This is a genomic window from Bacillus sp. 17RED48 (assembly GCF_019837545.1).
Taxonomy (GTDB): Bacteria; Bacillota; Bacilli; order Bacillales; family Bacillaceae_G; genus Bacillus_A; species Bacillus_A wiedmannii.
Window position 1 is genome coordinate 1 of the sequence record NZ_JADAXG010000031.1, and the last position, 5,426, is coordinate 5,426.

Annotated in this window: 5 protein-coding genes and 1 pseudogene; all 6 read right to left on the reverse strand. The window is 33.4% G+C overall.

From position 1 onward, the window contains the following. Positions 1-121 precede the first annotated feature (121 nt). A pseudogene (locus ILT06_RS31945) lies at positions 122-451 on the reverse strand (ASCH domain-containing protein); the annotation flags it as partial. A 389-nt stretch (positions 452-840) separates the two neighbouring features. Continuing rightward, the gene (uppP, locus tag ILT06_RS31950) at positions 841-1,638 is read right to left on the reverse strand and encodes an undecaprenyl-diphosphate phosphatase UppP (protein WP_060486332.1); all 798 of its coding nucleotides are present in this window, start codon (positions 1,636-1,638) and stop codon (positions 841-843) included. A 17-nt stretch (positions 1,639-1,655) separates the two neighbouring features. Beyond that, positions 1,656-2,393, reverse strand: coding sequence for an ABC transporter permease (locus tag ILT06_RS31955; protein ID WP_000247712.1), 738 nt, complete (start codon positions 2,391-2,393; stop codon positions 1,656-1,658). Next, the gene (locus ILT06_RS31960; protein WP_098103664.1) at positions 2,386-3,315 is read right to left on the reverse strand and encodes an ABC transporter ATP-binding protein; all 930 of its coding nucleotides are present in this window, start codon (positions 3,313-3,315) and stop codon (positions 2,386-2,388) included. The genes ILT06_RS31955 and ILT06_RS31960 overlap by 8 nt, the downstream gene beginning before the upstream one ends. A gap of 68 nt (positions 3,316-3,383) precedes the next feature. Then, complete coding sequence (locus ILT06_RS31965; protein ID WP_064475989.1) at positions 3,384-4,397, reverse strand: sensor histidine kinase; 1,014 nt, start codon at positions 4,395-4,397, stop codon at positions 3,384-3,386. Then, positions 4,387-5,100 carry a response regulator transcription factor gene (locus ILT06_RS31970; RefSeq protein ID WP_064475988.1) on the reverse strand — a complete coding sequence of 238 codons (714 nt, stop codon included), beginning with the start codon at positions 5,098-5,100 and terminating at the stop codon, positions 4,387-4,389. The genes ILT06_RS31965 and ILT06_RS31970 overlap by 11 nt, the downstream gene beginning before the upstream one ends. Positions 5,101-5,426 lie beyond the last annotated feature (326 nt).

Genomic DNA, 5,426 nt, shown 5'->3' on the forward strand with positions numbered 1-5,426 from the left:
TTTAAGACGAGTCAGAATGACTCGTCTTTTTTGTATTTTATAAAATAAGTTAGTTATCTATGGGCTTCTTGAGTTATAAATAACAAGCTTATAGCTTTAAAAGTAGCAACAGGAACTCCCGGTAATTATAAATACGATCTCCTAAGCCTTCATCAATAGCGAATTCTTCGCTTACTTCATTCATTGGTGTTACAGTTACTTCTATTATTTTAATAATAGCTACAGGTTCATTATTACTAATGAGTATAATACTATAATCGTTAGTAGTCAGTAGTGATTCATTTTCTAATTCATAAAAAATGTGAACGGAGCATGTTGCTGTTTTTATGCCGTCAATTACTAACTGTGCGAGATAATTAGAAGAATCACCGAATTGCCAAGCTGTAATAGATTCCGGTTTGTCACTGTTTCCCCAATAAGTATTCCGATATGATTGTGCTAAAGGATTCAATTGTATCGTTACCTCACTTTAATTAATAATTTTAGTCTCTTTATAATCCCTGGGAAATTTCCTTATTTGCTATATCTTTGTACGTATTTAAAACTTGTATCGGTGTGTTGCGAATTAAGAAAGATAATATGTGTGGAATGAATATGGTTTGTAGACACGTTCGGTCCCTATATGGCATTTTCCAGTAGACATCCATATTAATAGAGGAATGTTTAAATTTTGAATTGTGTCGTACGGTAAAGATTAAAATTGCTTGAAGAACATTTGGATTATTAATGATGATTTATTCCCGCTATGCCATATTGGAGTAGGTAGTACTTGATGTGAAATGGATAAAAAACCGATATTCTAACTTGAATATCGGTTTTTTATCTGTGACTTATATGAATTTATAGCAATACGAAAAGCGTAAATAAGATAGCTAACAAAATACGATAGTATGCGAAAGGTTTTAAGCCTATCTTTTCTAAAAGCTTTAGGAATGTTACTACTGCTAACATTGCTACTATAAAAGAGGTAATGAATCCTACCGCAAACATAGGGATATCATTGACACTTAAATACTTCCAGCTTTTTAACAAGTCTAAGCCTGTAGCGCCTACCATTACAGGAAGAGCAATGAGAAAAGAGAACTCAGATGCAGTTTTATAATTTACTTTTGCTAATAGACCTCCAGAAATAGTAGAGCCAGCTCTAGAGAAGCCGGGGTATACTGCTAAGCATTGAAATAATCCAATTGTTAATGCTTGACGGTATGTTAAATCATCCAGTGAATAGGAGGTTGCCTCTTTCTTTTTTACTTCTGCAAAGAGCATAAGAATTGCCCCTGCTACAAGTCCAATTACGACAGTATAGGGCTGAAATAAGTAAGTTTTAATGACACCATGTAGTAGTAAACCAGCAACTACTGCTGGAAATACGCCAAGAAATACATGGAATGCGTTGAATTTCTTCTCTTTCCGCAGAAGAGGTTTAATATTACATAAAGAAACGAGGCGTTTATGATATAAAATTGCAATAGCTAAAATTGCCCCTAGCTGTATAACAATTTCAAACGTTTTCGCTCTTTCTCCTTCAAAATCTAATAAATGCCCGACTAATATAAGGTGACCAGTAGAAGAGATAGGTAAAAATTCAGCTAACCCCTCTACGATACCGAGTATGAAGGCAATAATGATATCGCTCATCGTTTCACTCCTATAAATTAATGAATGTCTACTCTTTTGAAATAGAATAGTGTTGCAAAAAATCCTGAAACCGCTGTTGCTGCAATGATGATATAAGAATATTCCGGTGGATATGTGGGTTGTAATTCATTATTTGCGATATCAAGAGTAGCGGTCCACGGAAATAAATCTTTATGTTTGGAGTTTACGAGCATAAGATTAGTCATTGTAATAATGACAGTTAATATAATAGGTGGTACATAGCTCTTCATTACAAGAGTTAGTAGCACAATAGGTGAAGACAATAGAAAGAGAAGTCCACCACAGATTAAAAATTTTAGAAAAGAGCCTAAAAATAAAGCAGTGTTAAAACCAGGGAAGTTCCCCAATAGCCCTAATATTAAAGTAAGTGCCCAAGCGACTAAAGTTAGCATCATGATCCAAAGAAAAAGAGTGATGAACTTACTTATAATAAAGCTAATACGCGATACGGGGATAGTTAGTAAATTCTTTAGTGTGTCTTCTGCATATTCACGGGTAAACAGATAAGCAATTACTACTCCATATAAGGGGAACCCTATCACTAAAGTAGTATATAAGTTAACATCGGTAAATAATTGATGGAACCAAATAGTCGGAGTGGGCTGTTTGGTTTTTATATGTATATAAGAAGCTACTACGACTAAGAAAGGTGCGACACCAGCTCCAATAATGCTAATTAAAAACATATTAGAGCGTTTTAGTTTTAATAGTTCTGTATAGAGTAGATTAACCAATTGTTCCACCTCCAACTAATTTAGTGAAATAATCTTCTAATCTATCTTCACTTATCATCATTTTTAATACTTCCACACCATTTAGAACGAATGTTCTGTTGATGTATCCTTGTTGTCCAAAATGAGAATAAATACGAATATTTCCTTCATCATGTACTTCATAATCAAAAATTTGAAGCTGATTTTCTAATAGCATCGCGGCTTTATTTTCATTATTCACTTGAAATTCTATGTACTTACGGTTTGTTTTACGTAGCTTATCAAGAGAAACTTCTTCTAGTAACCTTCCTTCATGAATAATTCCGATACGATCGACTAACTGTTCTACCTCGGCTAATATGTGACTAGAAATGAGTATTGTTATATTTCTTTCTTGAGCTAAAGAATGAATAAGTTTTCGCATTTCTTTAATACCGATGGGGTCTAGCCCATTAGTTGGTTCATCTAATATGAGTAGCTCAGGATAATGGAGAAGGGCGCGTGCAATTCCTAAGCGCTGCTTCATTCCTAAAGAATACTTTTCTACTAATTTTTTTGTCTCGTGCTGCAAGCCTACTATTTCTAATGCTTCTTCAATGGCATTCTTTTTGTGAATCCCAATTATCTTTGCATTAATTAATAAGTTTTCTTTTGCAGTTAAGTTTTCATAGAACCCTGGAACCTCAACGATAGAACCAATTCTTCTTAAAATATCTTTTTGATTTTGAAATAAGTCCTCTCCGAATATTTCAATATTTCCGCTTGTAGGTTTTATAAGACTGAGTAGCATACGAATGGTTGTTGTTTTGCCCGCACCGTTTCGTCCTATGAATCCATAAATCTCGCCTTGTTGAACATTAATATTTAGATTATCTACTGATTTTTGTGTGCCATACACTTTAGTAAGGTTAGTCGTTTTTATAATTGTATTTATAGGAAACACCTACTTTCTATAAGCTCTTAATTACATGATAAGAAGGAAGGCTTAACTGCATATTAATCATTTCTTAACTATTTCTTAAAAGAAATGTATTTTGGAATTGAAAAGCCAAAAGTAGTTCGTTTCCATGGAGTACTTTCAACCCATATATGCCCACCATTTCTCTCAACGAGTGCTTTAGAAATTGAAAGCCCGAGACCGCTACCACCAGAAGAGGAGTTTCTCGATTGTTCGCTTCGGTACATTCGTTCAAATACGTTTTGTAAATCATGTTTTGGGATACCAGGGCCTTTATCCCAAATAAGAAGTTCATAGTCTGTATCAGTTTCTAGTAGTTCGATCCCTAATGTTTTCCCATCTTTTCCGTAATAAATGGCATTTTTTATCAAATTACTCATAATTCGCATAAGGCTAAGGTGGTCTGCAATGATAGGACAAGTAGATTCTGGTATGAGAACCTGTAGTTCGAGATTATGTTTTGAGAGTTCAGGTAAAAATTCAATCAAAACTTCTCTAGTAACTTCAGAAAAGTCGAGTTCCTCTTCTTTTAGTGGAAATTCATTGGCGTCTAGCTTTGCCATATTGAATATTTCGTTAACTAGATGTTTTAAGTTATTTGATTTCATATAAAGTATTTTAAGATATTCTTTCTTTTCTATTTCAGAAGCAGCAACCCCATCTTTTAAAGCGTCGATATATCCAATAATAGAGGTGAGTGGTGTTCGGATATCGTGCGAGATACTAGACAAAAGTTGTTTTCTAGATTCCTCGGATCTTTTTGCTTCGATCCGAACCTTTTCTAATTCAGCTATCAGTTCGTTTATTGAAAAAACGATACTATGTAATGAGGGGTCATTGCTTGTGAATAATCTCGTTTGTAAATTTCCTTTTAGTACACGACCTAATTTTGTGTCCACTGATTTGCGATGTTGAATGAATTGTATTCTTGAAAAGAAGAGATACATTGTAATTAAAATAAGGGTAATAAATAAAGACATCTTTCCTTTTGGACCCATTTGTATATTTAAAAGCCCGCAAATGATAAGTTGTAATGAAATAAGGAATAGGGTTTTATCAGTCTTCAAGTTTTTCACCTACAAACTTATAACCAATTCCCCATACAGTTTGAATGAATTTTGGATTAGAGGGATTGATTTCTATTTTCTTTCTAAGTTTTCGAATATGTACCATAACGGTATTATCGTCTTCTATATAATTATCGTCCCATACATTTCGGAAAAGCTGTGTTTTTGTAAATACTTGTCCTGGGTTTGAAGTAAAGAATTTCAACAGTTCCAGTTCTTTTCCGGTTAAGCTGATTTCTTCTTTATTTGTATGAACTGTGTATGTATTTAAATCGATAGTTAGTCCTTTGAAAGCTAAAAGTGTTTTCTCTTGTGCAGTAGTGTTACTTCCAAGAACTAAAAAACGCCGCATAAGAGCCTTTACTCGTGCAACTACTTCGTGAATACTGAAAGGTTTTGTAATGTAATCATCAGCGCCAATGCTTAAACCTAAAATTTTATCAATTTCGTGATCTTTAGCGGTTAGCATTAATATAGGTACGTTAGTTTTATCTCTAAGTTTTCTACATACTTCGATACCATCTACTTTCGGCATCATAAGATCTAATATAACGAGGTTATAGTTGTTTTGATTAAATAATTGCAAGGCTTCTTCACCATTAACCGCAGTATCTACCATATATAATTCTCGTTCTAAATATATTTTTAATAAATTTCGGATTTCTTTATCATCGTCTGCTATAAGGATACGTATATCTTTCATATTTTCACCTGCTTCTAATAGAGTTTTATTGCTAGTACAACAACTCTCTAATTATATACTAGTATTTGTTAAAATAAGGTTCCTAGTTTTGTTGGAGGGACATGTCTGCAAGAATTAAGTCTAGAGTTCAAATGAAATCGAATATGTTCTGGAAGAATAAATTAAAGAGAAGCAGAAGTTGGTTTCTAGTAATGAATTTTTGTAGAGGAATATCTAGCTAAAAGAGTATAAAAATATTAAATTGAATATCTTTATAAAAAGGTGTTGACGATTTCACCTTAGAGGTGTAATATAGAACAAGTCGCCGATGCAATAACGCAGAACGT